General features: G+C 68.5%; 26 protein-coding genes. 9 read left to right on the top strand and 17 right to left on the bottom strand.

The annotated features are described in order from the left end of the window. Nucleotides 1–7: 7 nt before the first annotated feature. From metK to AB0I19_RS08170, 6 genes are all read right to left on the bottom strand, one after another. Nucleotides 8–1,219, bottom strand: a complete 1,212-nt coding sequence (gene metK, locus AB0I19_RS08195) for a methionine adenosyltransferase (RefSeq protein WP_084476608.1) — start codon at nt 1,217–1,219, stop codon at nt 8–10. Nucleotides 1,220–1,385: 166 nt separating this feature from the next. After that, a complete protein-coding gene (gene coaBC, locus AB0I19_RS08190) occupies nt 1,386–2,603 on the bottom strand; it encodes a bifunctional phosphopantothenoylcysteine decarboxylase/phosphopantothenate--cysteine ligase CoaBC (RefSeq protein WP_357146027.1) in 1,218 nt (405 codons plus the stop codon). Nucleotides 2,604–2,631: 28 nt separating this feature from the next. After that, nucleotides 2,632–2,910: a DNA-directed RNA polymerase subunit omega gene (gene rpoZ / locus AB0I19_RS08185; RefSeq protein ID WP_067493623.1), complete on the bottom strand. Its 279-nt coding sequence runs from the start codon at nt 2,908–2,910 to the stop codon at nt 2,632–2,634. A gap of 27 nt (nt 2,911–2,937) precedes the next feature. Beyond that, a complete protein-coding gene (gene gmk / locus AB0I19_RS08180) occupies nt 2,938–3,525 on the bottom strand; it encodes a guanylate kinase (RefSeq protein ID WP_357146025.1) in 588 nt (195 codons plus the stop codon). Between the two features lie 5 nt (nt 3,526–3,530). Continuing rightward, complete coding sequence (gene mihF / locus AB0I19_RS08175) at nt 3,531–3,851, bottom strand: integration host factor, actinobacterial type (protein WP_030203531.1); 321 nt, start codon at nt 3,849–3,851, stop codon at nt 3,531–3,533. 348 nt (nt 3,852–4,199) lie between these two features. Beyond that, nucleotides 4,200–4,790: a TetR/AcrR family transcriptional regulator gene (locus tag AB0I19_RS08170; protein ID WP_357146022.1), complete on the bottom strand. Its 591-nt coding sequence runs from the start codon at nt 4,788–4,790 to the stop codon at nt 4,200–4,202. A 30-nt stretch (nt 4,791–4,820) separates the two neighbouring features. Between AB0I19_RS08170 and AB0I19_RS08165 the strand changes: the two genes are divergently transcribed. Continuing rightward, entirely contained in the window at nt 4,821–5,165 is a 345-nt protein-coding gene (locus AB0I19_RS08165) for a DUF6463 family protein (RefSeq protein WP_357146019.1), read from the top strand. Nucleotides 5,166–5,296: 131 nt separating this feature from the next. Here the strand turns inward: AB0I19_RS08165 and pyrF are convergent, their stop codons facing one another. The 8 genes from pyrF to AB0I19_RS08125 form a co-directional block, all read right to left on the bottom strand. Beyond that, nucleotides 5,297–6,118, bottom strand: coding sequence for an orotidine-5'-phosphate decarboxylase (gene pyrF / locus AB0I19_RS08160; protein WP_357146702.1), 822 nt, complete (start codon nt 6,116–6,118; stop codon nt 5,297–5,299). Between the two features lies 1 nt (nt 6,119). Then, entirely contained in the window at nt 6,120–9,482 is a 3,363-nt protein-coding gene (gene carB / locus AB0I19_RS08155; protein WP_357146016.1) for a carbamoyl-phosphate synthase large subunit, read from the bottom strand. Beyond that, a complete protein-coding gene (carA, locus tag AB0I19_RS08150) occupies nt 9,482–10,597 on the bottom strand; it encodes a glutamine-hydrolyzing carbamoyl-phosphate synthase small subunit (RefSeq protein ID WP_067493613.1) in 1,116 nt (371 codons plus the stop codon). Before carA ends, carB begins: the two co-directional genes overlap by 1 nt. Next, the gene (locus tag AB0I19_RS08145) at nt 10,584–11,102 is read right to left on the bottom strand and encodes a transporter (protein ID WP_067636064.1); all 519 of its coding nucleotides are present in this window, start codon (nt 11,100–11,102) and stop codon (nt 10,584–10,586) included. Before AB0I19_RS08145 ends, carA begins: the two co-directional genes overlap by 14 nt. Before the next feature lie 12 nt (nt 11,103–11,114). After that, nucleotides 11,115–12,413, bottom strand: a complete 1,299-nt coding sequence (locus AB0I19_RS08140) for a dihydroorotase (RefSeq protein WP_357146012.1) — start codon at nt 12,411–12,413, stop codon at nt 11,115–11,117. Beyond that, the gene (locus tag AB0I19_RS08135; protein WP_067493606.1) at nt 12,410–13,363 is read right to left on the bottom strand and encodes an aspartate carbamoyltransferase catalytic subunit; all 954 of its coding nucleotides are present in this window, start codon (nt 13,361–13,363) and stop codon (nt 12,410–12,412) included. The genes AB0I19_RS08140 and AB0I19_RS08135 overlap by 4 nt, the downstream gene beginning before the upstream one ends. Next, a complete protein-coding gene (pyrR, locus tag AB0I19_RS08130; protein WP_357146009.1) occupies nt 13,360–13,989 on the bottom strand; it encodes a bifunctional pyr operon transcriptional regulator/uracil phosphoribosyltransferase PyrR in 630 nt (209 codons plus the stop codon). The genes AB0I19_RS08135 and pyrR overlap by 4 nt, the downstream gene beginning before the upstream one ends. 245 nt (nt 13,990–14,234) lie before the next feature. Continuing rightward, nucleotides 14,235–15,086, bottom strand: a complete 852-nt coding sequence (locus AB0I19_RS08125; RefSeq protein ID WP_357146008.1) for an SAM-dependent methyltransferase — start codon at nt 15,084–15,086, stop codon at nt 14,235–14,237. A gap of 97 nt (nt 15,087–15,183) precedes the next feature. On the opposite strand from AB0I19_RS08125, the gene AB0I19_RS08120 reads away from it, so the two are divergent. The 3 genes from AB0I19_RS08120 (at nt 15,184) to AB0I19_RS08110 (ending at nt 16,869) form a co-directional block, all read left to right on the top strand. Further along, complete coding sequence (locus AB0I19_RS08120) at nt 15,184–15,741, top strand: helix-turn-helix domain-containing protein (RefSeq protein WP_357146005.1); 558 nt, start codon at nt 15,184–15,186, stop codon at nt 15,739–15,741. Nucleotides 15,742–15,794: 53 nt separating this feature from the next. Next, on the top strand, nt 15,795–16,349 hold the full coding sequence (locus tag AB0I19_RS08115; protein WP_357146002.1) for a GNAT family N-acetyltransferase: 555 nt from the start codon (nt 15,795–15,797) through the stop codon (nt 16,347–16,349). 142 nt (nt 16,350–16,491) lie between these two features. Further along, a complete protein-coding gene (locus AB0I19_RS08110; RefSeq protein WP_357146000.1) occupies nt 16,492–16,869 on the top strand; it encodes a hypothetical protein in 378 nt (125 codons plus the stop codon). 25 nt (nt 16,870–16,894) lie between these two features. Here the strand turns inward: AB0I19_RS08110 and AB0I19_RS08105 are convergent, their stop codons facing one another. Together AB0I19_RS08105 and AB0I19_RS08100 are read right to left on the bottom strand one after the other, a co-directional pair. Continuing rightward, nucleotides 16,895–17,686 carry a MerR family transcriptional regulator gene (locus AB0I19_RS08105; RefSeq protein WP_357145997.1) on the bottom strand — a complete coding sequence of 264 codons (792 nt, stop codon included), beginning with the start codon at nt 17,684–17,686 and terminating at the stop codon, nt 16,895–16,897. A gap of 16 nt (nt 17,687–17,702) precedes the next feature. Next, nucleotides 17,703–18,197 (bottom strand): VOC family protein, encoded by a 495-nt coding sequence (locus tag AB0I19_RS08100; protein ID WP_357145995.1) that lies wholly within the window; start codon nt 18,195–18,197, stop codon nt 17,703–17,705. 135 nt (nt 18,198–18,332) lie between these two features. Between AB0I19_RS08100 and AB0I19_RS08095 the strand changes: the two genes are divergently transcribed. After that, a complete protein-coding gene (locus AB0I19_RS08095; protein ID WP_357145993.1) occupies nt 18,333–19,160 on the top strand; it encodes an LLM class flavin-dependent oxidoreductase in 828 nt (275 codons plus the stop codon). Nucleotides 19,161–19,207: 47 nt separating this feature from the next. Beyond that, nucleotides 19,208–19,831, top strand: coding sequence for an alpha-ketoglutarate-dependent dioxygenase AlkB (locus tag AB0I19_RS08090; protein ID WP_357145990.1), 624 nt, complete (start codon nt 19,208–19,210; stop codon nt 19,829–19,831). 18 nt (nt 19,832–19,849) lie between these two features. Here AB0I19_RS08090 and AB0I19_RS08085 read toward each other — a convergent pair whose 3' ends face one another. After that, entirely contained in the window at nt 19,850–20,428 is a 579-nt protein-coding gene (locus tag AB0I19_RS08085; RefSeq protein WP_357145987.1) for a helix-turn-helix domain-containing protein, read from the bottom strand. Between the two features lie 107 nt (nt 20,429–20,535). Between AB0I19_RS08085 and AB0I19_RS08080 the strand changes: the two genes are divergently transcribed. The 3 genes from AB0I19_RS08080 (at nt 20,536) to AB0I19_RS08070 (ending at nt 24,852) form a co-directional block, all read left to right on the top strand. After that, nucleotides 20,536–21,501, top strand: a complete 966-nt coding sequence (locus AB0I19_RS08080) for a zinc-binding dehydrogenase (RefSeq protein ID WP_357145984.1) — start codon at nt 20,536–20,538, stop codon at nt 21,499–21,501. Nucleotides 21,502–21,632: 131 nt separating this feature from the next. Next, nucleotides 21,633–23,606, top strand: coding sequence for a UvrD-helicase domain-containing protein (locus AB0I19_RS08075; RefSeq protein WP_357145982.1), 1,974 nt, complete (start codon nt 21,633–21,635; stop codon nt 23,604–23,606). Nucleotides 23,607–23,667: 61 nt separating this feature from the next. After that, complete coding sequence (locus AB0I19_RS08070) at nt 23,668–24,852, top strand: serpin family protein (protein ID WP_357145979.1); 1,185 nt, start codon at nt 23,668–23,670, stop codon at nt 24,850–24,852. The last annotated feature ends 43 nt before the right edge of the window (nt 24,853–24,895 follow it).

Genomic DNA, 24,895 nt, shown 5'->3' with positions numbered 1-24,895 from the left:
GTGGGTACTACAGGCCGACGGCCGCGCGCAGCTTGTCGGCGCGGTCCGTGTGCTCCCAGGGCAGGTCGACATCGGTGCGGCCGAAGTGACCGTAGGCCGCGGTCGGCGCGTAGATCGGGCGCAGCAGATCCAGATCGCGGATAATCGCGCCCGGACGCAGGTCGAACACCTCGGAGATGGCGGTCGAGATGCGGGTGGGGTCGACCTTCTCGGTGCCGAAGGTCTCGACGAACAGACCGACCGGCGCCGCCTTGCCGATGGCGTAGGCGACCTGGACCTCGACGCGGTCGGCCAGACCGGCGGCCACCACGTTCTTGGCGACCCAGCGCATGGCGTAGGCGGCCGAACGGTCGACCTTCGACGGGTCCTTGCCGGAGAACGCGCCACCACCGTGGCGGGCCATGCCGCCGTAGGTGTCGACGATGATCTTGCGACCGGTCAGACCGGCGTCACCCATCGGGCCACCGAGCACGAACTTGCCGGTCGGGTTCACCAGCAGGCGGATGTCGGAGGTGTCGAGCGACGGGATCTCCAGATCGGCGATGACCGCCTCGACGACCTTCTCGCGGATATCGGGGGCCAGGAGGTTGTCCAGGTCGATATCGGCGGCGTGCTGGGTGGAGATGACAACCGTGTCGAGGCGGACCGGGCGGTCACCGTCGTATTCGATGGTGACCTGGGTCTTGCCGTCGGGACGCAGGTAGGGCAGCACGCCGGACTTGCGGACCTCGGTGAGCTTGCGCGAGAGCCGGTGCGCGAGCGCGATCGGCAGCGGCATCAGCTCGGGGGTGTCGGTGGTGGCGTAGCCGAACATCAGGCCCTGGTCGCCCGCGCCCTGGCGTTCGATCTCGTCGTCGGACCCGCCGACGCGCGCCTCGTGCGAGGTGTCGACACCCTGGGCGATATCGGGCGACTGCGCGCCGATCGCGATGTTGACACCGCAGGAGTTGCCGTCGAAACCCTTTGCGGAGGAGTCGTACCCGATCTCGAGGACCTTCTCGCGCACGATCCGCGGGATATCGGCGTAGGCCGACGTGGTCACCTCGCCCGCGACATGGACCTGGCCGGTGGTGACCAGGGTTTCCACCGCGACGCGGCTGCCCGGATCCTCGGCGAGCAATGCGTCGAGGATGGAATCGCTGATCGCGTCACAGATCTTGTCCGGATGGCCCTCGGTCACAGACTCACTGGTGAATAGCCGACTACCTGTCGTACGCACAGTTATTCCCTCTCCCTCAACGGGTTACTTCTCTTCAGACTATTCCAAACCACCGACAAGGTGGCGGGTTAGGACAAGCCACACCACGAACACACCCGTGCGCGGTACACTGCGCGAGATCGTTGCGGCGCAACGGTTTTCGCGCACGAACGGCGGTTTTACCCGGTCAGCGCAGCAGCGGGACGAGCGCGTCGAGCACCCTGCTCGCCAGCAGCGCCTTGGAGCCGTGATCGAGTGCCACCTCGGTGCCGTCGGCCCCGAGCAGCCACCCGTCGTTGGTGTCGACCTCGAACGCCTTGCCCTCACCCACCGCGTTGACCACGAGCAGGTCGCAGCCCTTGCGGGCCAGTTTCGCGCGGGCGTGGGTGAGCACGTCACCGTTGTCGTCCCCGGTCTCGGCGGCGAAACCGACGATCGCGGTGCCGTCGAGCCTGCCCTCGGTGCGGGCGTCGACCAGACCGGCGAGGATGTCGGCGTTCTTGGTCAACGGGATCACGTCGGGTTCGTCGGCGCCCTTCTTGATCTTCGCTGCCGCCACGTGGGTCGGACGGAAATCGGCGACCGCGGCGGCCATGACGACCGCATCGGCGCCCACGGCGTGCTTGTCGACGGCCGTCTTGAGCTGTTCGGCGGTGGTGATGTGGACCAGTTCGACCGCGGCGGGCGGGGCGAGCTCGATGGTGTTGCCCGCGATCAGCGTCACCTGGGCGCCACGCTGGGCGGCGACCCTGGCCAGGGCGTAACCCTGTTTACCGGAGCTGCGGTTGCCGAGGAAACGCACCGGGTCGAGAGGTTCCCTCGTCCCACCTGCGGTGATCACCACGCGGCGACCGGTCAGGTCGCGGGGCAGTGCGTCGGCGCGCTCGAGCAGCAGCGAGGCCAGACCGAAGATCTCCTCCGGTTCCGGCAGCCGTCCCGGACCCGTGTCGGTACCGGTGAGCCGGCCCGACGCGGGTTCCATGACGTTGGCGCCGTGCGCGCGCAGCGTCGCGACATTGGCCACCGTCGCCGGATGCTCCCACATCTCGGTGTGCATCGCGGGCGCGAACAACACCGGACATCGGGCCGTCAGCAAGGTGGCGGTGAGCAGATCGTCGGCGCGCCCCTGGGCGGCGCGGGCCATCAGATCCGCGGTGGCGGGGGCGATGACGACGAGATCGGCCTCTTGGCCGATCCGCACATGCGGCACCTCGGGCACGTCGGTGAACACGTCCGTGTGCACCGGCTGACCGGACAGCGCCTCGAAGGTCGCCTTGCCGACGAACTGCAGCGCGGCCTCGGTGGGGATGACCTTCACCTGGTGCCCGGTCTCGGTGAAACGGCGAACGAGGGCACACGCCTTGTAAGCGGCGATGCCCCCGCCGACCCCGACGACGATCCGCATGGTCTTTACGCCTCCCGGCTGGGGATTGTCACTCGCCCTCGGTGTGTTCGAGCAGGTCGGAGTGGATTTCGCGCATGGCGACCGACAGCGGCTTCTCCTGCAGACCCGGCTCGACGAGCGGGCCGACGTACTCGAGGATGCCGTCACCGAGCTGGTTGTAGTAGTCGTTGATCTGCCGGGCGCGCTTGGCCGCGTAGATCACGAGGGCGTACTTGGACGAGGTGCGCTCGAGCAGCTCATCGATCGGCGGGTTGGTCAGGCCGATGGGAGTGTCGTACGCGGGTGCAGCGGTGATGTCCGTGCTCACTAGGGGAGGCTCCTGCGGTTTAGTGGGTCAAGAACTCGAATTTGTGCTAACGAACAAGGATACCAACTGCTCGCAGGCGGTCGTCACCTCGGCGTTCACAATGACCGTGTCGAACTCGTCACGTGCGGCCAATTCGACCCGGGCGGTCTCGAGCCTGCGCTCGATCACCTCGGGGGTCTCGGTACCGCGTGAACGCAGCCGCGAGACCAGTTCTTCCCAGCTCGGCGGGGCGAGAAACACCAGCAGCGCTTCCGGCATCGCCTGCCGGACCGACCGCGCACCGGCCAGGTCGACTTCGAGCAGTACCGATCGTCCGGCGTCCAGTGCCGCACGCACCGGCGCCGCGGGGGTGCCCGATCGCTGCAACCCCCCATGGATGTCCGCCCATTCGAGCAGTTCGTCCGCCTCGATCATGGCGTCGAAATCGGCTCGGGAAACGAAGCGGTAGTCGCGTCCGTCGACCTCGCCGGGGCGCGGGGCCCTGGTGGTGGCCGAGACGCTGAAAACCAGCTCGGGCAGACGTTCCCGCACGCACCGCACGACCGTGGACTTGCCGACGGCCGAGGGGCCGACCAGTACAACCAGTCGGCCCTTCCGCGTGTGTTGTTCGACCACCTGGATCAGGAGTCGAAGTCGAAGCGAGCCAGCAGCGCCTTGCGCTGACGGTCGCCCAGGCCACGGAGACGCCGGGTGGGGGCGATCTCCAGCTCGGTCATGATCTCGGCGGCCTTGACCTTGCCCACCTTCGGCAGAGCCTCGAGCAGCGCCGACACCTTCATCTTGCCGAGGATCTCGTCGGATTCGGCGTCGGTGAGGACCTGCTTCAGGTTGGTGCCGCCTCGCTTCAGGCGCTCCTTGAGCTCTGCCCGAGCGCGGCGAGCGGCAGCCGCCTTCTCCAGAGCAGCGGCGCGCTGCTCGTCAGTCAGCTGGGGAAGGGCCACGGGTTCCTCCGTCTCATCGTTCATTGCTAGATCTACCGCCGGTTACCCGGACGGTCTGTGCGACCGTACCCACGGTGCCCGCCGATTGCGAACCCGACCCCCAGGTCAGGGGCGGATTACGGATGCCGTATGGCGCGCGCGGGCATGATGCGGCGAGGTCGGATTCCCGCCATCCGATCGTACCGCCGAATTTCGGAAACATGCCTGGACCTGCGGTTATACCGTTTTGGGCGATGTTAGCCACCGGGTAGCGTGAGCACGGTCGGCCGGTCCGGCAAACCCGGTGCGGCGCGACCAGCGACTTTCCCGAATTTATGCGCGTGTCGCACGTTTTCGTACCGCGTGTCGTCACTTGCGGGCCCGAAATCGGTCGAGCACGGCCCCCGCGGCGGTCGCGGTCACCTCGTCGATCCAGCCCGGAATCGGGGCGGCGCGGGCGATGTAGTCGCGAACCAATCCGTACGGAATCGCCTTCACCGCCGCCTCGGCGATCGCCAGAAACTCGTCGTCCACGACCCCGAATTCGGTCGACACGGCGGCCAGCAGCGCGGCCTGCATCTCGTCGTTGACGCCCGCGATCGCGGTGCGCAGCTCCTCGGGCCCGACGTCGAGCAATTGTTCCCGATGGAACATCTTCATCGCCCTGGCCTCGGTGGGGTGCTCACGGCAGTAGCGAGGCAGGAAGACGGCCGCCGACAGCAGCGGCTCCGGCCCGCGCAGCGCGGCGACGAAACCCTCGTGGAAGCGCCGGATCGAACGCAGCCACAACCGGGCGAGGAGTTCGTCACGTGAGGCGAAACGCACGTAGATGGAGCCGGAGTGCACGCTCGCGGCTTTGCCGATGGCGGCGATCGACGGCCTGGCGACGGCCGGGTCGGCGAGCAGGTCACGGGCGGCGTCGAGCACCTGATCGTCGGTGAAGAGACGGGGTCTTGCCACCGCGTCAGCCTAGTGGCACAGTTTATGAATATGAATTCAAAAACTCGTTTTCCGCTCGCCGGGGCGTCGTTGATCTTCATCGCGAGCGTGCACACGGTCATGGGCATCGCACTGCTGGCGGCAGGCGATCAGGACACGGAGCTGTCGTTCTGGTTCACCCTGTTCGGCGTGGTCGGCGTCGGCCTGGGGTTGGCCATGATCGACCTGGAACGGGCGCGCGGGTTCGTGCCCGCGCCGGTGCTCGGCACGCTGGCGCTGGTGACTGCGTGCGGGCTGATCTACCAACCGCTGTCGGGGTTCGTCACCTTGCTCGTCCCGGTGGGGGCAGGCGCGTTCGGTTGGTGGCGGGCCAGGAACGCCCTCGTCGCCGCCTGAACGCGTCGATCCACCCGGACCGCCCGGAACGCGAAAACAATTGCGCCAGAGGCCATTTCAGCACCCTTACGGGGGTACGACAACGGAGCCGGAGCGGCTCGCACGCCACTCCGGCTCCGTCACATCAGATATCAGGCCCGCAGGAAGGCGAACTCCTCCTGCAGCTGAGCGGTCTTGTCGCACAGCGCCGTCACCGACGGGCCCGCGTTGAGCACCTCGCGCGACACGTTGGGGACGACCGCCGACAGGTTCGCCTCGGGGACGAGCGCGCGGATCGAGTCCGCTCCCCCGCCCTGGGCGCCCACTCCCGGCATGAGGATGGGCCCGTTGAGCTTCGACAGGTCGGGCGCCTCGGTGAGCGTCGCGCCGACGACCACCCCGACGGAGCCGAATCCGTCGCCCGTGTTGCGTGCGGCGGCCTCGTCGACCATCGTCTGCGCGATCGTTCGCCCGTCGGCCGCCGTGATCCGCTGGAGCTGCGCCCCTTCGGGATTGGAGGTCGCCGCCAGGACGAACACGCCACGGTTGTTGGCCTCGGCCAGGCTCAGTGCCGGGTCGAGCGACCCGAAACCGAGGTACGGCGAGACCGTCACGGCGTCGGAACCGAGCGGCCCGTCACCGAGCCAGGCGTGCGCGTAGGCGTCCATGGTCGAGCCGATGTCGCCGCGCTTGGCGTCGGCGAGCACCAGGGTGCCCGAGGCACGCAGCACCGAGATGGTGCGTTCCAGGACCGCGATGCCGCCGGAGCCGTAGGTCTCGAAGAACGCGACCTGCGGCTTCACCAGGGCGACGCGACCGTCGAAGGCCTCGACACAGATCTCGGCGAACGCCTCCAGCCCGTCGACGTCTTCGCCGAGCCCCCACGCCCGCAGCAGGGCGGGGTGGGGGTCGATGCCGACGCACACCGGACCGAACTGCCGCATGGCGTGCTGCAACCGGTGACCGAATGTCATGTCAGCCACGCAGTTTCGAGTGCAGTTCCTGCAGCGAACGCACCCCGAGACCACCGTTGATGCTCGCCTCGATGCCCTGCACCGCGGCCGCCGCGCCCTGCACGGTGGTGATGCACGGGATGTTCGCGCCCACCGCGGCGGTGCGGATCTCGTAGCCGTCCACGCGGGGGCCCGAGTTGCCGTAGGGGGTGTTGAACACGATGTCGATCTCGCCGTCGCGGATCTGCTCCACGATGGAGGCCTCCGGCATGCCGGTGGCCGGATCGGTGGTCGCCGGGTCGGAGTGCTTGCGCACCTGTTCGCACGGAATGCCGTTGCGGCGCAGGGTTTCAGCGGTGCCCGCCGTGGCGAGGATGCGGAAGCCGAGGTCGTGCAGGCGCTTGATCGGGAACACCATGGCGCGCTTGTCGCGGTTGGCGACCGACACGAACACCGTGCCCTGGGTGGGCAGCGAGCCGTAGGCGGCGGCCTGGCTCTTGGCGAAGGCGGTGCCGAAGTCGGCGTCGATGCCCATGACCTCGCCGGTGGACTTCATCTCCGGGGAGAGCAGCGAGTCCACACCGGAGCCGTCGGCACGACGGAACCGGTGGAAGGGCAGCACGGCTTCCTTGACCGCGACCGGCGCGTCGAGCGGCACGTGGCCGCCGTCGCCCTCGGGCGGCAGCATGCCTTCCTTGCGCAGCTCGGCGATGGTGGCGCCCAGCATCACCCGAGCGCACGCCTTGGCCAGCGGCACCGCGGTGGCCTTGGACACGAACGGCACCGTCCGGCTGGCGCGCGGGTTGGCCTCGAGGACGTAGAGCACGTCGTCCTTGAGGGCGTACTGCACGTTGAGCAGGCCCTTCACGCCGATGCCCTTGGCCAGCGCGATGGTGGAGCGGCGCACGGCCTCGATGTCGCTGCGGCCCAAGGTGATCGGGGGCAGCGCACAGGCGGAGTCACCGGAGTGGATGCCCGCCTCCTCGATGTGTTCCATCACGCCGCCGAGGTAGACCTCCTCGCCGTCGCACAGGGCGTCGACGTCGATCTCGATGGCGTCTTCCAGGAACCGGTCGACGAGCACCGGGTGGTCCGGGTTGAGTTCGGTGGCGCGGGAGATGTAGCCCTCGAGCGACTTCTCGTCGTAGACGATCTCCATGCCGCGCCCGCCGAGCACGTAGGACGGGCGGACCAGCACCGGGTAGCCGATCTCGGCGGCGATCTTCTTGGCCTGCTCGACCGTGGTGGCGGTGCCGTACTTGGGGGCGGGCAGTCCGGCGGCGACGAGCACGTCACCGAATTCGCCGCGGTCCTCGGCCAGGTCGATCGCGGCCGCGGAGGTGCCGACCACCGGGACACCGGCGTCGGTGAGCCGCTGCGCCAGACCGAGGGGGGTCTGGCCGCCGAGCTGCACGATGACACCGGCGACGGTGCCCGATTCCGACTCCGCGTGGTACACCTCGAGCACGTCCTCGAAGGTCAGCGGCTCGAAGTAGAGGCGGTCGGCGGTGTCGTAGTCGGTGGAGACGGTCTCGGGGTTGCAGTTGACCATCACCGTCTCGTACCCGGCGTCCGACAGCGTCTGCGCCGCATGGACACAGGAGTAGTCGAACTCGATGCCCTGACCGATGCGGTTCGGGCCGGAGCCGAGGATGATCACCTTGTCGCGCTCACGCTGCGGCGCGACCTCGGACTCCGCGCCGGGATCCAGCTCGTAGGAGCTGTAGTGGTACGGGGTCTTGGCCTCGAACTCGGCGGCGCAGGTGTCGACGGTCTTGTACACCGGGCGCACACCCAGGCGGTGACGCAGCGAGCGCACGCCCGCCTCACCGGCGAGCTCGGGCCGCAGGGCGGCGAGCTGACGGTCCGACAGGCCGTAGTGCTTGGCCTGACGCAGCAGGTCTTCGTCGAGAACAGGCGCGTCGAGCACCTCCTGGCGCAACTCGACCAGGGCGGCGACCTCGGCGACGAACCAGGGGTCCACACCGGAGGCGGCGGCGACTTCCTCGATCGAGGCGCCGTAGCGCAAGGCCCGTTCCACCTGGTAGATGCGACCTTCGGTAGGCACGCGCAGGTCGGCGAGGATCGCCTCGATCGCCTCGCGCACCGAGGCCGGATCGCTGGGATCCTTGGGCGCCCACTGCCCGTCCTCGGCCGTCCAGAAGCTGGCCGCCTTGGTCTCGAGCGAGCGCAGCACCTTGCCGAGCGCCTCGGAGAAGTTGCGGCCCATCGACATCGCCTCACCCACCGACTTCATGGTGGTGGTCAGCGTGGCGTCGGCGCCGGGGAACTTCTCGAACGCGAACCGCGGCGCCTTCACGACGACGTAGTCCAGGGTCGGCTCGAAGCAGGCCGGGGTCTCGCCGGTGATGTCGTTGACGATCTCGTCGAGGGTGTAGCCGATGGCAAGCTTGGCGGCGATCTTGGCGATCGGGAAGCCGGTGGCCTTCGACGCCAGCGCCGAGGAACGCGAGACGCGCGGGTTCATCTCGATGACGATCAGGCGACCGTCCTTCGGGTCCACCGCGAACTGGATGTTGCAGCCGCCGGTGTCGACGCCGACCTCGCGCAGGATGGCGATGCCCAGGTCGCGCATCTTCTGGTACTCGCGGTCGGTGAGCGTCATCGCGGGGGCGACGGTCATCGAGTCGCCGGTGTGCACGCCCATCGGGTCGACGTTCTCGATGGAGCAGACGATGACCACGTTGTCGCGGCCGTCGCGCATGAGCTCGAGCTCGAATTCCTTCCAGCCGAGGATGGACTCCTCGATCAGGACGTTCGCGGTGGGCGAGGCCGACAGGCCGCCACCGGCGATGCGGTCGAGGTCTTCCTCGTTGTAGGCCATGCCCGAGCCGAGGCCACCCATGGTGAAGGAGGGGCGAACGACCACGGGGTAGCCGAGTTCGGCGACGGTGGCGCGCACCTCGTCCATCGTGTAACAGACGGCGCTGCGGGCACTCTCACCGCCGACCTTGGCGACGATGTCCTTGAACTTCTGCCGGTCCTCGCCGCGCTGGATGGCGTCGAAGTCGGCGCCGATCAGCTCGACGTTGTACTTGGCCAGCACCCCGTTCTCGTGCAGCGCGACCGCGGTGTTGAGCGCGGTCTGCCCGCCGAGGGTCGCCAGGATCGCATCGGGGCGTTCCTTCTCGATGACCTTCTCGACGAATTCCGGGGTGATCGGCTCCACGTAGGTGGAGTCGGCGAACTCGGGGTCGGTCATGATGGTCGCCGGGTTGGAGTTCACCAGCGACACGCGCAGTCCCTCCGACCGCAGCACCCGGCACGCCTGGGTACCGGAGTAGTCGAATTCGCACGCCTGGCCGATCACGATCGGGCCAGAGCCGATCACCAGGATGTGCTTCAGATCCTCGCGGCGAGGCATCAGGCTCCTTCCATGAGACCGGCGAAACGGTCGAACAGATATGCGGCGTCGTGCGGGCCTGCGGCGGCCTCGGGGTGGTACTGCACCGAGAAGGCGCGACCGTCGATCAGTCGCACACCCTCGACGGTGCCGTCGTTGGCGCAGACGTGGGAGACCTCGGCCTTGCCGAAGGGCGTGTCGAATTGCTCGCCCTTCTCGCCCTCCAGGGCGAAGCCGTGGTTCTGCGCGGTGATGGAGATGCGGCCGGTGCCCGCTTCGACGACCGGGATGTTGATCCCCCGGTGGCCGAACTTCATCTTGTAGGTCTCGCGGCCCAGTGCCCGGCCCAGGATCTGGTTGCCGAAGCAGATGCCGAACAGCGGGATCCCGCGCTCGAGCACACCCTGGGTGAGCGCGATCGCGCCGGTCTGGGTGGCCGGGTCGCCGGGGCCGTTCGAGAGGAACACACCGTTGGGGTTCAGCGCCAGGATGTCGTCGAGGGAGGTGTTCGACGGCACCACGTGGGTGCGCACACCGCGTTCGGCGAACATGCGCGGGGTGTTGGTCTTGATGCCGAGGTCGACCGCGACGACGGTGAAGCGGTGATCGCCCACCGGCTCGATGGTGTACATGCCGTCGGTGCTGACCTCTTCGGCCAGGTCCGCGCCGAGCATGGACGGCTGACCGTTCACGCGGGCGAGCAGTTCCTCGTCGCCGGCGAGGGCGGCACCGGAGAAGATGCCCGCCTTCATCGACCCGCGGGTGCGCAGGTGGCGCACGACCGCGCGGGTGTCGATACCGGCGATGCCGACCACGTTCTGCTTGTCGAGCTGATCCTGCAGCGTGCCGGTGGCGCGCCAGTTCGACGAGATCGTCGAAGGGTCGCGCACGGCGTAGCCGGCGACCCAGATCTTGCCGGACTCGTCGTCCTCGTCGTTCCAGCCGGTGTTGCCGATCTGCGGGGCGGTGGCCACCACGATCTGGCGGTCGTAGCTGGGATCGGTGAGGGTCTCCTGGTACCCGGTCATCGCGGTGCAGAACACCGCTTCACCCAGGGTCTGCCCCTCGGCGCCGAAGGCGGTACCGCGGAACACGCGGCCGTCCTCCAGCACAAGGGCTGCCTTAACTTTCGTCATTCGTCTCGTCTCCCGTCGTCACCCTGGTCGCATCCGCGGTCCATGCCGGGTACACCGTCTTGTCGTCGCCCCGGAATCCGGTATCGATCTCGGTTCCGGTCGGCAGTGTCCAGCGAATTACCAGCACACCATTGTCCGTCATCACTTTGCCCGCGTGTCCGCGCTCGGTGCGCACGGCCGTCACGGATTCCTGGGGAATCCAGATCGGCGTCGCCCCGTCGCGTTCGAGCAGGATCCCGCGTTCGAACCGCGTCAGTTCGGCGGTCGCACGGAACCCCAGGTCACCGACCGCGATCCGGTTCTGCCAGCTGGGTGCGAAGGTGCTGCCCAGGTACAGACCGGTGGTCGGCTCCAGCAGTTGCGCACCCAGTTCGGCGGGCACGGTCGGCAGGTCACCGATCCGCGACTGCTGGCTCGCGGCTTTCTTCTGCCAGGCCCGGTACATCAGCCACAGGCACAGTACGAATACCGCCAGCAGCCCGACTACCCACAGCGTTCTCTCCACGTCCTGGCCTCCCTAGATCCCGACCGCCTTGCCCTCGCGGGCAGTTACCCGGCCGCGCAGCACGGTGGCTGTGACCTCGGCCGGGAACGTCATGTCCTCGAACGGCGTGTTGTTCGAGATGCTCGCCAGTTCGGCGCCGCGCACCGTCCACTCGGCGTCGGGGTCGACGAGGGTGAGGTTGGCGGGTTCGCCGACGGCGATCGGGCGGCCGTGGTCGTCGAGTCCGACGATCGCGGCGGGCTTCTCGCTCATCACCTTCGCGACACCGCGCCAGTCGAGCAGACCCGGCTGCACCATCGTCTGCACGATGATCGACAGGGCCGTCTCGAGGCCGAGCATGCCGGGGCGCGCCACCGCGAACTCGCAGCACTTGTCCTGTTCGGCGTGCGGAGCGTGGTCGGTGGCGACGCAGTCGATGATCCCGTCGGCCAGGGCCTGACGCAGCGCGGCGGCGTCGGAGGCCTCGCGCAGCGGCGGGTTCACCTTGTTGACCGCGTCGTAGGTCTCGAGGCGCGAGTCGTCGAGCAGCAGGTGGTGCGGGGTGACCTCGGCGGTGATCGAAATCCCCTGGGACTTGGCCCATTTCACCAGCTCGACGGTGCCCGCGGTGGACGCGTGGCAGATGTGCACGCGGGCACCGGCGTCGCGGGCGAGCAGGGCGTCGCGCGCGACGATCGACTCCTCGGCGGCCCGCGGCCAGCCGGCCAGACCGAGCCGAGCGGCGTTCGGACCCTCGTGCGCGACGGCGCCCTTGGTCAGGCGCGGCTCCTCCGCGTGCTGGGCGATCAGGACACCGAGCGAGTTCGCGTACTCGAGCGCGCGCCGCATGATGAGCGGGTCGTAGACGCAGTGCCCGTCGTCGGAGAACATCCGGACCTGGCCGACACCGGCGGCCATGGTGCCCATCTCCGCGAGCTGCTTGCCTTCCAGGCCGACCGTCACCGCGCCGACGGGGAACACGTCGACCAGGCCGACCTCCTGGCCGCGCCGCCACACATGATCGGTGATGACGTGCGAGTCGGCGACCGGGCTGGTGTTGGCCATCGCGAACACAGCGGTGTACCCGCCGAGAGCGGCCGCGGCGGAACCGGTTTCGATGGTCTCGGTGTCTTCGCGGCCGGGTTCGCGCAGGTGGGTGTGCAGGTCGACGAAGCCGGGCAGCAGGATCTGGCCGTTGCCCTCGATGATCTCGGCGTCGTCGGCGGCCGTGAGACCGGAACCGATCTCGGCGATGACGGTGCCGCGCACGAGCACGTCGACCGGCTCGCCCTCACCGTAGGGCTTGACGTTCTTGATGAGCAGCTCTGTCATACCGTTTCCTCCTGACCGACGAGCAGCCGGAACAGCACGGCCATCCGCATGTGCACACCGTTGGAAACCTGCTGCAGCACAGCGGCTTTCGGTGAGTCCGCGACGGCCGAGGCGATTTCCATGCCGCGCAGCATCGGACCGGGGTGCAGCACCACCGCGTCGTCGTCGAGCAGCGCGAGCCTGCGCTCGGACAATCCGTAGTTGATCGAGTATTCGCGGGCCGACGGGAAGAACCCGCCGTTCATCCGCTCCGCCTGCACGCGCAGCATCATCACCGCGTCGGCGCCGGGCAGTTCGGCATCGAGGGAGGTCGCGACCCGGCAGGGCCAGGCGTCGACCCCGACCGGCAGCAGTGTGCGCGGCGCGACCAGCACCACTTCGGCGCCGAGGGTGTTGAGCAGCACGACGTTGGACCGGGCGACCCGGCTGTGCAGGATGTCGCCGACCAGCACCACCCGCTTGCCCTCGATGTCGCCGAGGCGCTGACGCAGGGTCAGCGCGTCGAGCAGGGCCTGGGTGGGGTGCTGGTGGGTGCCGTCGCCCGCGTTGATGATCGACGGGGCCTGCCGGTTCTCCTCGCGGGCCCACTGTTCCATCCAGCGCGCGATCTGGTGCGCCGCGCCCGAGGCGGGGTGGCGCACGATCAGCGCGTCGGCGCCCGCGGCGTGCAGGGTGAGCGCGGTGTCGCGCAGCGATTCGCCCTTGGAGACCGACGAACTCGACGCGCTCACATTGATCACGTCGGCGCTCATCCACTTACCGGCGACCTCGAAGGAGACGCGGGTGCGGGTGGAGTTCTCGTAGAACACCGTCATCACGGTGCGCCCGCGCAGGGTCGGCAGCTTCTTCACTTCGCGGCCGAGCAGGGCCTGTTCAAAGCGTTCGGCTTCGTCGAGCAGTTCGGTTGCGGCGGCCCGATCCAGGTCGGCGACGGTCAGCAGGTGCTTCATTTCGCCTCCTGATGCAGGTAGACGCCGTCGTGGCCGTCGTGTTCGGTGAGCAGTACCGAGATGTCCTCGGCGCGCGAGGTCGGCACGTTCTTGCCCACGTAGTCGGCGCGGATCGGCAGTTCGCGGTGGCCTCGGTCGACGAGGACCGCCAGTTGCACGGCGCGGGGGCGGCCGAGGTCGCGCAGGCCGTCGAGGGCGCTGCGGACGGTGCGTCCGGAGAACAGCACGTCGTCGACAAGGACGACAAGGGAGTTCTCGATGCCGCCGTCGGGCACCGAGGTGCGTTCCAGCGGACGGTGCGGACGGCTGCGCAGGTCGTCGCGATAGAGGGTGATGTCGAGCGAGCCGAGCGCGGGCCGGACGCCGGAGAACTCCTCGATCTTGTCCGCCAGCCGGTTGGCCAGGGTGGTGCCGCGCGTGGGGATTCCCATGAGAACCACCCGCGGTGCGTCGGCGTCGCCGGAATCCAGGGCGGTCTTCTCGATGATCTGGTGCGCGATGCGCGCGACGGTGCGTTGCACATCCGACGGCGACAACAGCTCCCGCCCGGCCGCCACCCACTCCGGGGTGTGCCGCTGGGATGTTTCGCCCGCGCCGGTTTTGGCCGCCCGTTCGGGCACAGCCATGCCGACCTCCTTCCCCGCCTCACCGGACGGTCCGTTAAAGGATGTCTCACTCGCCCGTCAGCTTATCAGCGCCCGCCGCGCCCTTTGACCAGGTAGGGCCGCCTGTGAGCACGGCCACGACCGGCCACCGCGGCGCACTGCTGCGCCGGCGATCACAGCGGCGCCGAAAGCCCTGCGAGCGAGGGCGTTTCGCGGTGTTCGGCCGGGGCGCGTGCCGGTCCCGTTATCCGTGTCACGCGGGAGCGCTACTCACGCACGGCGTGGACGACGCCGACGTGTGGGTCGTGCACCGCGACCTCTCGCCCGAGCGGAGCGATCATGTCGTCCCAGGCACGGAACTCGGTTCGCCATCCGTGGTCGACGAGCCATTGCCGGCCGGGCCGCTCGCCGTCGGACAGCGGAGCTGCGGCTTCCTCGTCACCGGAAACGAGTCTGCGCAGTTCGACGTAGTGCGGTGCGTCGGCGTCGACGGTGAATCGGCTGAGACCGAACCTGCTGCCCGGTGCCGAGAGGTCCGTGAGCGTGGCGACGGCTCGCCGATGATCGGCCGCGGGAAGATAGGGAAGCGCGCCTTCATCGATCCACACTGTCGGCTGGTCGGGCCGAAAGCCGGTGTCCCGCAACCGTGATGCCCACTCTTCGCGTAGATCGATCGGGAGGATCCGACGGCGGGTCGTCGGTATGGCGCCCGTCGCGCGCAACACAGGTTCCTTGAAGGAGAACAGCGCGGGAAGGTCGAGTTCGTACACGGTGACATCGGCGGGCAGCCCCAGGCGAAAGGCCCGGGTGTCCAGACCGGCGCCGAGCAGGACGAGCTGGCGGCATCCGGCGGCGACCGCGTCGGCGACCTGATCGTCGACGAGACGCACGCCTACCGAGCGGCCCGGGAAGAACTGCTCGGCCAGCGCCTCGACCCGCGACCAGCGCGCGGCACCCCCATCGGTGCCGCGGAAGTCGTCACGTGCTGCCGCTACGAAAGCCGAGGCCAGCGGGTCGTCGTAGAGCCGGTCCGGTCGGCGCGACTCCATTTCCCGGATCAGTGCTACGCCGAGGGCACTCAATGCCACGCCGACAACGGGGGCGTTCACTTCACTCATCGCACTACTCCTCGAACTAACTTGCCGCCCGGCTAGTAATTGCCGATATGTGGCGACGGTAGGCTCCTTCTAGCCGGTCGTCAAGCAAAGGAATTCCGTGGACGGACGTCGTAGCGACACCAAGGACCGCATCCGCGCTGTGGCGATGGAGTTGTTCGCCGAGCGCGGCTACGAGAAGACCTCGCTGCGGGAGATCGCCGAGCGGCTCGGTGTCACGAAAGCCGCACTGTATTACCACTTCCGGACGAAGGAAGACATCGTCGTCAGCCTCTCCGACGACTTGCGCCGCGGCATCGACGACATCGTGACCTGGGCTGAACAAGCCCCGGCCGGCCAGGACCGGGCCGAGCAGATTCTGCGCCGCTACAGCGCCCTGCTGCACAGCCTCGGGCGCGATATGGTGCGGTTCTGGCACGAGAATCAGCCCGCGTTCCGCGATCTCGGATTCGGCGCGGGCCTGCGCTACCAATTCCGCGTGCTCGCCGACCTGATGACCGACCCCGATCGCGAACCGTTGGATGTCTACTACGCCCGACAGGCGCTCCTGGCGATCAGCTGGAGTGTGTCGATGATGGGTGATCTGGCACTGCCCGACGACCAGATGGCCGATGCCGCAACCGATATCGCTCTCGGAATTCTCGACCGCCTCTCCTGACCGCTCGGCGAAAACGCTTTGACGTGGCGCTCCGGGGCCGGTGACCATCGACTATGGGAATCGATTTCGTGGCGACGCCGCCGGAGCGTATCGACCTGGGTGACCTGGTCGTGCGCCGGTGGCGCCTGGAGGACGTGGACAGCCGGTTGGCCGCGCTCGTCGATTCGCACGAGCACCTGCACCGGTGGATGGCGTGGGCGGCCGAACCACCCACGCGCGAGGATCAGCGGCTTTCCATCGAGATCTCGAGCACGCGGTGGCCGACTCCGGGCGGCGGGTACCTGTACGGAATCTTCACTGCGGCAGGCGAAGTCGCCGGTGGGGCCGGGCTGCACGACCGCGTGGCGGCCGGAGCGCTGGAAATCGGGTATTGGTGTCACGTGGCCCATACCGGTCGCGGCGTGATCACCCGGGCGGTGCGCGCGCTCACCGCCGCCGCCCTAGCGCTCACCCACATCGAGCGCGTCGAAATCCGTTGCGACGCTGCCAATGTCCGCAGCGCGGCAGTGCCTCGCAGGCTCGGTTATCGCCTGGTCGAGACCGGTCTGCGCGCGGCCGAGGCTCCCGGGGATTCCGGTCGCTATCAGGTCTGGGCGACCACCGCATAGGGCTCGTGACGCGCGTTCTCGATGAAACTGCGCGCCAAGGCCGAAGCCGTCCGCCGGAATACGACACGTTTACGGAAGTGGTCGCCCGCCTGCACCGGACATGCTTGCACGACTTCAGGTACGAAAAACGGAGGAGTGCAAGGTGGGAGCAGGCATCGTCGCGACGCTGCTGATCGGCGTCGGAATTCTGCACATCGTGCCCGGTGTGGTCGCGTTGTCGCCGCGACGGGCGAGCACCGCCTATGGCACCGACGTCACGGACAGGGATCTGGAACTTCTCCTGCGTCATCGCGCGGTGTTGCTCGCGACGGTGGGGTTCGGGTTGGTCGTCGGCGCGGTGGTTCCTGCCGCAAGAACTGTCACGCTCACGGCCGGAATCGTCAGCACCGCATCGTTTCTCGTACTCACCGCGGTGATCGGGCCGGGCAAACTCAACGCTCGAACCCTTCGGGTGGCCCGTGCCGACGTGATCGCACTCGTGGCGCTGATAGGCGCCGGTCTGGTCGTCCTCGCGAGTTGAACGCCCCACCCTGTGAAGATGGCGGTCAACTCAAGGTCGCAGTGGCTGGGTCGATGCCGTTGGCTCGGGCGTTGGCGTCGATGACGGCGCACAGCCAGCGGGTCAGGCCAGGCGCGAGGGAGTCGTAGAAGGCGGTGTAGCCGGGATCGGTGCGGTAGGTGCGGGCCAGGCAGACGTGCATGGCGTGGGTGCAGTCGAAATAGACCCCGAGGGAGGCGCGGTGGCGTTCGGCGAGGGTGTCGGCTTCCGGACTGCCCGGTGTGACACCGTGGCGCAGGGCCGCGGCGAGGTCGGTGTGCAGGGCGGACAGGTCGTCGGAGGTCTTTCGCCAGTCCTCCGGCGTACGGTTGGCGACGCGTTCGGCGTACTGCGCCCACTGCGGGGTCTCGCCCCAGCGTTCGCGGGCCTGCTCGACCCACGCCGGTTCCCATCCGTCGCCGAAGATCGCGACCTGATCCTCGGCGGGGAGCAGGATGCCCGACTCCCGTGCCTCGATCAGCCGATCCACCGCGTCGGCCATCCCGCGTAGCCGATGGATGCGGGCCTCGAGTTCGGCGCGCTGCTCGCGCAGGGTGGTGAGAGCGTCGGCGGTCGGTGCGTCCAGCAGGCCCGCGATGTCGTCGAGGGGTACGCCGAGTTCGCGGTAGACCAGCACACGGTGGGCGCGCGCCACCTCGGCCGCGCTGTAGAGCCGGTACCCGCCGGGGCTGCGCTCCGACGGGCAGACCAGCCCGATCGCATCCCAGTGATGCAGGGTGCGCGTGGTGACACCGAGCAGCCGCGCCGTGGCGCCGACGGTGCGTGGCGAGGTGGTCACGACCACCATTGTGCCGTCATGGCCCCTCGATCCCCATCGACCGCAGGTGCTCGGCCGCCGGGCTGTCCGGGTCGTACGGGCGGGCGGCGGTCATCACCACACGCATGTGCTCCGGAGTCACCACCTCGAGTTCCATCGAATTCCACGGCATCACCCGTGGGCCGACCGTGCACCCCGGCACCGCCCGCTCGCACGCTTCGGCGATGCCGTCGATCTCATCGAGCACGCAGGAGAAACTCACCGTGAGCCCACCCGGTCCTTCCGCCCGCGCCCCCGGCACGAGAAGCACATCCTGAAACGCCCACCGCCGCAGGTGCGTCACCTGCCCCGGCGCGGTGAAGAAGTCGAAGAACCCGAGCCCCTCCACCCAGAATTCCACCGACTTCGCGATATCGGCACACGGCACGATCACGAACATCGGCATCCCGTAGATACCCCGGAACAGTTGCGGCGCCACGGCATCGGGACCGGGAACGGGCACCGGGCTCATCTCGAAAGCTGGAAAGTTCATACGAGTGATCGTCGAGCCTGACGTTACGTGAGGGTCAAGTCCGCCGCGGCGAGCGCACCGAAGCCTCCGGTCGGACAGTCGCACGAGCGAGTCGGCGATGAATTTCGGGCGGGGTTGTCGTCGGAACATCGTCACATGTCGACAGAAGGGTGTTCGCCGATGGTCAGGAAGTTTCGGTTCGGGGTTGTCGCTCCACTCAGGAGTGAGGCGCAGGTCTGGCGGGAGCGAGTTCGGAGGATCGCCGGACTCGGGTATTCGACCCTGTTGGTGCCGGATTTCCCGCTCACGCAACCGGCGCCGGCGCCCATGCTCGCCACCGCTGCCGCACTGACGGACCTGCGCGTGGGGACCTGGGTGTATGCCTCTCCCCTGCGCCCGCCGTGGATGACCGCCTGGGAAGCGCATTCGCTGTCGCTCCTGACGGACGGGCGGTTCGAGATGGGAATCGGCACCGGACGCGGCGGTATCGAGGACGAGTTGCGGGACAAGGGCCTGCCGATCGTTCCGCCGGGCGAACGACTGGCCCACATCCGGGAAACCGTCGACCGGCTACGCGAACTCGACGGCCCGGACCGGCGCACCCCGGTGGCGATGGCGGTGTACGGCCCCAAGGCGCGGGCCCTGGCGGCCGAGATCGCCGACACGGTCACCTTCCCGCTCGACGATCGACCCCGGAACCAGGTCGAGCAGCTGACCCGCGAATTCCGCACCGCCAACGGCCCCGAGCTGGCCCTGGCCGTCCCGGTGATCGGCGACACCGTCGCACCGCACATGGCCCACCCCGCGACCGATCCCGCCGCACTCCGCGCCGCCGACGCCCTCAGCGTCCTCCCCGACGACCCCGCCGCCGCCATCGACGAAATCCAGCGCCGCCGCGAGGAAGCCGGCTTCTCCTACATCGTCGTCGGCGCCGACGTCGCCGAACGGTTCGCCCCGGTGGTCACCGCGCTCGCCGGGACATAAGCACAGGAATACGAACATACGTTCGAATGCGCGCTAGAATGGCGGTCATGTCGATGCCCCTGCAAGGTTCACTGTTCGACGGTGAGGCGATTGCGCTGGGTTCGCTGGACGCTCTCCGGCGGACCCAGCTCGACGCCACCGCCTGGGTCGATGTCGCGCCCGGATGGCTGAGCGGGGCGAGCGAGGTGTTCGATCGACTCGCCGAGCGGGTGCCCTGGCACGCCGAACGCAGGCCGATGTACGACCGGGTGGTCGACGTGCCGCGCCTGATCTCCTTCTTCGGGGAGCACGATCCCCTGCCGGATCGGGTGCTGGTCGAGGCGCGCGACGCCCTTACCGAGCACTACCTGCCCGAACTGGGCGAACCCTTCCGGACCGCGGGGCTGTGCTTCTACCGCGACGGTCGCGACAGTGTCGCCTGGCACGGCGACACCATCGGCCGTGGCGCCACCCACGACACCATAGTGGCGATCGTCTCCGTCGGCGCCCCGCGCGCCCTGCTCCTACGGCCCCGAGGTGGCGGCGCCAGCGTCCGCTTCACCGCAGGTCACGGCGATCTGCTCGTCATGGGCGGCGCCTGTCAGCGCACCTGGGAACACGCCGTCCCCAAGACCGCACGTCCGGTCGGTCCACGCATCAGCATCCAGTTCCGCCCCCGCGGCGTCCGCTGAACCGCCGCCGACGGCTCGTCACCGTGGCGTGTTCAGCACCGAGCGGGCCATGTCCTGAACGGCCGCCCGGAGCCGCGCGACCTCCCCTGCCCTGGCCATCTGCTGGGCGAGATCGCCACCGATCGACGAAAGCAGCAGTGCACCAACGGTTTCGGCGTCGAGATCAGGCCTTACCTCCCGGAGGAGCGTGCTGATGTGCTCGGCCCAGAAGGTGTGGAACTCCTCGGTGCGCGGATGCGGCGGCATCGCGCGGTACGCGGCGATCAGCTCGACATGGTCGGTGACCAGGCAGGTCATCGCATCGAAGAACGCGAGCAACCGGTCACCGGCGGGTGCGCCGGGTCCCAGCGGCGGCGGGCCGTCGAGCACTCGCGTCATGAGCTCGGTCGCCCCCTCCGCGATGAGTTCGTAGAGCAGGCCCGAGCGGCTGCCGAAGCGATGGAAGATGGTGCCCTTCCCGACCCCCGCCGCCGCCGCGACCCGGTCCATGGTCACCCCGGCGGCCCCGTGTTCGTCGAGCAGCGCCATGGTCGCCTCGAGAATTGCCCGCCGGTTGCGCGCGGCATCGGCTCGTTCGACCCGACGACCCTCGCCCATCGCACTCATTTCCTCGGCACACTGCCGATCCGTTGACAAAGTTGACCGACGGTCCATATCGTCTCCCATCGAGAGAACTGGACCGTCAGTCAACTTATGGAGTTCCGTTGCAAGCAATCGTAATGACCACCGTCGGCGCACCCGAAGTCCTGGTCGTCGAGGAAGTCGACACCCCACGAGCAGCGGCGGGTGAGGTACTCGTCCGGATCGAGGCCATCCCGGTGCTCTACCCGGAGACCCTGATGCGGTCGGGAGCCTTCCCGTTTCCCGCGCGACTTCCCGCGGTGTTCGGGTTCCAAGCAGCGGGCACCGTGGTCGAGGTCGGTGCCGACGTAGATCAAGGGCTCCTCGGCTCACGGGTCGTCTTGTCCACACCGGGATACGGGTCGTATGCCGAATTTGTCGCGGTGTCGGCGGATTCGGTCACCACCGTCCCGACCGGTCTCGATCCGGACGCCGCCGCGGCGATCCTGATGGCCGGGTCGGTGGCGACCGCGCTGTTCGACACCGCGGCGCCGAGCGCAGGTGAGACCGTGCTCGTCGAGGCAGCGGCGACCGGAGTCGGTGCGAGCCTCACCCGATTGTGCGCCGCGGCCCGACTGCGGGTGATCGCCACCGCGGGCGGCCCCGCGAAAGCCGAACTGGCCCGCGCCAACGGTGCGCACGAGGTCGTCGACCACAACGCACCCGACTGGGCGCGGCAACTACCGGCACTGCTCGGCGACGACACCCTCGGCGTCGTCTTCGATTCGATCGGCGGCGATTCGCTGACACCCGTGCTCGACTTCGTCACCCCGCTGCGCGGCCGAATCCTCAGCTACGGGTGGCTCGCCGGAGCCCCGGCGCAGGTCACGGCCGCGGAGCTGATACTGCGTGGGCTCACGCTCACCGGGTGCGCGGGTCCGGCGTGGTTGGGCACGGTGGCCGCACACGGCGCGGCGGCACTGGACGCCGCGGCGCAGGGGCGGCTGGTTCCGGTGGTGGACGCGGTACTCCCGATGGCCGACGCCGCGAAGGCGCATCGGATGCTCGAGGATCGTGTCGCGATGGGCAGTGTGTTGTTGCGTCCGTGAATCAGCGCTCGGCAATCCGACCGGTCGGGTGTGGGCCCACGGTCCCCTGTTGATCCGAAATGCGTTCTGTTGCTTGGGTATCGGACGATACTGGAGGGGCGTTGGAGTGCGCGGAACAGTGGGGTGGCGTGATGGTTTCCAGTAATGATCATGAGGTTCTGCGGGTACGGGCCGAGGAGGCGCTGGCCGAGACCGTCGAGGAAATGCCGGGGCGGTCGCGTGGCGTCTACACGTCGGTGCTGCTGGCGGGACGGCAGCGGTGGCGGCTGCTGCTGCATCGTCGGCAGCCCGCGCCCGCGGGGCGCTGTGATGCGGTGATCGTCGGTCCCGGTGGGGTTTTCGCGGTCAACGTGGTGGACGAACTGCCCGGTGAGGCGCAGATCCGGCGGTTGCGCGCACAAGCCGAGCAGATGTTCACCGGTGTGAAGATCGGGCCGAACGGCAACGAATTCGTGCGCGAGACCGTCGAATTGGTGTTCGTGCTGCCACCGGGCAGGCACACCGGCGCGGACGGACGGTTCGTGGTGTGCACCGATGCCACCGTTCGAGCGTTGCTGAGTCGCAAGCCCGTGATGCCCGCCCAGCTGGCCGGTGCGCTCGCCGAACACACCGCGCGACGCAACTCCGACTACCGTGCGGTGCCCCGCGTGGAACCGGAGCAGGCACTCACCGAGTCCGACGGCCTGCTCGACGTGGAGTCGCTGCGCACCGACCATCTGACCGGCGCGCTGCGCAAACCGTTCCCGACCTGGTTGTCGTTCCTCGATCCCGCCCAACTCGCCCTGGTGACCCGCAACCACAACGGGCCTGCCCGCATCGTCGGCCCGGCCGGATCCGGCAAAACAGTGCTGGCGCTGCACCGCATGGCGCACCGGGCGCGCCGCAGCACGGGACCGCTGCTGTTCACCACGCTGGTCAAGAACCTGCCGCCGTGCCAGGAATCCGCCTTCGCCCGCCTGCTGCCGACGGTTGGCCGCGCGGAATTCACCAACCTGCACTCCTGGGCGCAGGACTTCCTCGCCGAACGCGGTATCCACCGCAAGATGGAACTGCGCCGCACCGAGACCGCGTTCAATCGCGCGTGGGCCAAGGTCGGCCGCTCGAGCCCGCTCACGAACGCCGCTCCAGATCCCCGCTACTGGCGCGAGGAGATCGATCGGGTGATCAAAGGCCGTGGCCTACCACCCACCGAGGCGGGTTTCGACGCCTACGACGGGCTGGACCGCCGGGGCAGGCGCGTCGCGTTGCGCACCAGCCAGCGCGTACACGTGTGGAATCTGTACGTGGAATACGAGCGGATCCGCACCGAACGCCAGTGCTACGACGGCAACGACGTCATCACCGCCGCGCTCGACGAACTGCGCACCAACCCGTTGCCGCGGCCGTACGCGATGGTCGTCGTCGACGAAATGCAGGACATGACCCTGCAGGGAGTGCGCCTGGTGCACGCGCTCACCGGCGACGAACCGAATTCGCTGCTGTTCGTCGGGGACCGCCAGCAGCAGATCTACGCGGGCGGCTGGCGTTTCATCGATGCCGACATCAATATCGTCGGTCGCAGCGAGAAGCTCACCAAGAACTACCGCAACCGGCACGCGATTCTGAAACTGGCCGCGAGCCTGGACGGTGCCTGCCCGGTCGACGATATCGATACCCCGGACCGGCACAGCCTCGACCTCACCGATGCCGCCCTGCCCGACGGATACGCCGAACAGATCACCTGCACCAGCGCCGAACTGCCCGTCCACCTTCGGCGCCAGCTCGATCGCATTGTTGCCGAGGGGATCTCGCTGTCGGACACCGCCGTCATCACGATCACCAACGCAGAGGCCGACGCCGTCCTGCGGACGCTGCGCGCATGGGGCATCGCGGCACAGGAGCTCGTCGACTACCGCTGCGCCGATACCGACAGCGGCGTCAAGGTGGGCACCGTGTATCGGGCGAAGGGCCTGGACTTCCAGGCGGTGATCCACCCGTTCACCCAACCCACCCCACCACCGCGTACCGATGCCGAGCAGGAACGCTACGACCTGCTGATGCGTCAGCAGTTCGTCGCGGTGACCCGGGCCAGGGACTATGTCTGGCTGGGGATCGTGCGCGACTGATCGGCTGTGCCGCCGTGGGAAGACGGCGAGATGTCGGTGGTTGGTCGTAAGATCGGCGCCCATGGGGAGTTTGCTGATGCCACACGTCCGCTCGGCCAACGAGCTCACGGCGCGGTGGTGCACCACCTTCGGGGGCGCGAACACGGCGGTGTCGGCGGCCGGGCTGTGGCCGTTGCTCGCCGTACTCGCGGGTGCGGCGCAGGGACCGGCCAGGACCGAATTGGCCGCTGCCCTGGGAATTCCGGCCGACGAGGCGCATGCGGCCGGGCTGGCGATGCTGAAATCCCTCGACGATTCCCGGGAGGTGTCGACCGCGATCGGCGCATGGGCGAAGGCAGGCCTGCCGTTGCGCCCGGAATGGATCGCGAGTATGCCCGCCGGAACCGTCGGCGAACTGGGTGATCCTGCGGCACTGGATGCTTGGGCACGGGAGCAGACCGGCGGGCTGATCGAGAAATTTCCGGTGCCGATCTCGCCGATGACCGTATTCGCCCTGGCCACAGCGCTGTTAGCGCGCACGAAGTGGGTCATGCCGTTCGACGAGATCCGGTGGACGCCCGAAACGGGGCCGTGGCAGGGGCATCGCGGCACCGGCTTGTACCGGACCGCCTATCCCGACGGAAGCGTGTCCGTCCTCGGTTCGGATGTCACCAGGGTGATCGTCGCCGGTCGTGGCGAGCTCGATGTCCACCTGCTGATCGGTAGCGACCCGCGCAGTGCCGTGGCGGCGGGAATCGCGGCACTCGACGGAACCCTGTCCGTCACGTCCGACCTACCTCTGGGCACGATTGCCCCCTGTCTGACCGTCGAGCGGCGTGAGACCGTCGACGGCGACTCCGTCGTCCTGACGCTCCCGCCCTTCGACATCGCCGCACACCACAATCTTCTCGACCACGCCGCCCTGTTCGGCCTCTCCGCCGCCCGTGACTCGTCGCAAGGGCATTTCCCGGGCATCAGCTCGTTCCCGCTCGCCGTCGAAGCCGCGGCGCAGAATGTGATCGCACGGTTCGACGCCGCGGGTTTCGAGGCGGCCGCGGTCACCGCTGCCGCCGTGACCCTCGGCTGGATGCCGCAGATGGACTGGGCGACCATCACCTCGGTGAATATCGATCGGCCCTTCGGATTCCTCGCCGTCGATCGGCCGACCGGGCTGGTGCTCGTCGCGGGTCAGGTCACCACACCCCCACTCACCTGGGAACGTCCGGCGGGCGACGACCCACGGCCACCCGGAAGCGCGCCGTGGTGAAATGGGTAATCATTCTTACCGAACTCGTTGCTCGGCAACAGGA

This window comes from Nocardia sp. NPDC050413 (assembly GCF_040655475.1).
GTDB lineage: Bacteria > Actinomycetota > Actinomycetes > Mycobacteriales > Mycobacteriaceae > Nocardia > Nocardia coubleae.
Note: the sequence above shows the minus strand (reverse complement) of the source record. Positions and strands in the feature narration are given on the sequence as shown.